The organism is Neopoerus faecalis (genome assembly GCF_029218125.1).
Taxonomy (GTDB): Bacteria; Bacillota; Clostridia; order Oscillospirales; family Oscillospiraceae; genus Oscillibacter; species Oscillibacter faecalis_A.
The window spans coordinates 1-1,373 of sequence record NZ_JARFXX010000028.1 but is presented as its reverse complement, the minus strand read 5'-3'; the positions used below and the strand labels follow the sequence as shown (position 1 = coordinate 1,373).

General features: G+C 50.5%; 2 protein-coding genes. One reads left to right on the top strand and one right to left on the bottom strand.

Going from position 1 to position 1,373, the window contains the following annotated elements; translation table 11 throughout:
- Positions 1-334: 334 nt before the first annotated feature.
- On the top strand, positions 335-1,177 hold the full coding sequence (locus PY311_RS12530) for a tyrosine-type recombinase/integrase (RefSeq protein WP_286149033.1): 843 nt from the start codon (positions 335-337) through the stop codon (positions 1,175-1,177).
- A gap of 10 nt (positions 1,178-1,187) precedes the next feature.
- On the opposite strand, the gene PY311_RS12525 is transcribed toward PY311_RS12530, so the two are convergent.
- Positions 1,188-1,373, bottom strand: a 186-nt coding sequence (locus PY311_RS12525; RefSeq protein WP_286149032.1) for a hypothetical protein, incomplete at its 5' end; no start/stop codon positions are given.

Genomic DNA, 1,373 nt, shown 5'->3' with positions numbered 1-1,373 from the left:
CCCTTAAGGGGTAGCCCGAGAAAGCAATGCAATCGGCAAATCTTTTCGGGCCCCTTAAGGGGCTTTGTCCGCATAAAGCCCTTATAGGGCTTACTCAAGCCTCCGGCTTAGCCGGAGGTTTTGACTTAGGGGTGTACAGCAAATGACGAGTAGTGAACTGAAACACGGAGCCAGGAAGCAGGAATGGAGCATGTCTATACAGGAATGCCGGGGCAGCGGCCTCTCCGCATAATAAGCAACAATTCCATGGCTTATACAGAAAAAGCAAAATCAGTCCGCAAATCGCCCCGATACAGTACAATACTTCTATTACAACAGATAGGGATATTGTACTATGAAACGTTTTATGACCGATGAGAGAATTACTGACTATTTGAAAGCCATCGAAAATGAGGAGCGCGCTGCAGCGACGATTGAGAAGTACCGCCGTGCTTTATTGAACTTCGCTGCGTTCCTGTGCGGTGCGGCGGTCACACCGGAGATGATGCACCTCTGGAAGGACACTCTGCGGGAGAGAAACTATGCGCCGCCAACGATCAACACTTATCTGGCGGCGCTGAATGGATTCTTCCGCTTCTGCGGCTGGACGGATTGCCATGCGCGGTTTCTCAAAATCCAGCGACGCCTGTTTAGGGATAGCAGGCAGGAGCTGACGCGCGCAGAATACGAAAAATTGGTTGCGGCGGCGGAGGCCGTGGGCGACCGCAGCCTTGCACTTCTGATAGAGACCATCTGCTCCACCGGCATCCGGGTCAGTGAGGTGCAGTACATTACCGTCGAGGCGGCAAAAAATGGCAAGACTGAAATCGCCTTGAAAGGCAAAATTCGTACTATTTTGCTGCCGTCAAAGCTCTGCCGCAAGCTTCTGCGCTTCGCCGCCAAGCAAAAAAACGCCTCCAGCGCGATTTTTCGCGCCAAAAGCGGCAGAACCATGTCTCGTTATCAAATTTGGTCGAAGATGAAGAAACTCTGCACCCGCGCGGACGTCGATGCGGGAAAGGTCTTTCCACACAATCTGCGGCATCTGTTCGCAACAACCTTTTACCGCGCATACAAGGACATTGTCAAATTGGCGGACGTTCTCGGGCACTCAAGTGTGGAGACAACGCGCATCTACCTCGTCACGAGTGCGGCAGAGCATCGGAGACAGCTTGAGCGACTGCGGCTTGTATCATAAAAAACAGAATCTATATTCCGTAATGTGAAGGAAGCGAAATGGTTTTGTCGCTTCCTTTACTTATAGGAAAACAGCCATGAGCAAAACTCCAAAAGAGTAGTAATTGCAATGGTTCCCGGCCATGGCTGAAACTGAAAATCACTCCATTGATATAGAAAGCGGAGCCACTTTTTGGTAAAATTGACTTGAGAGAAAA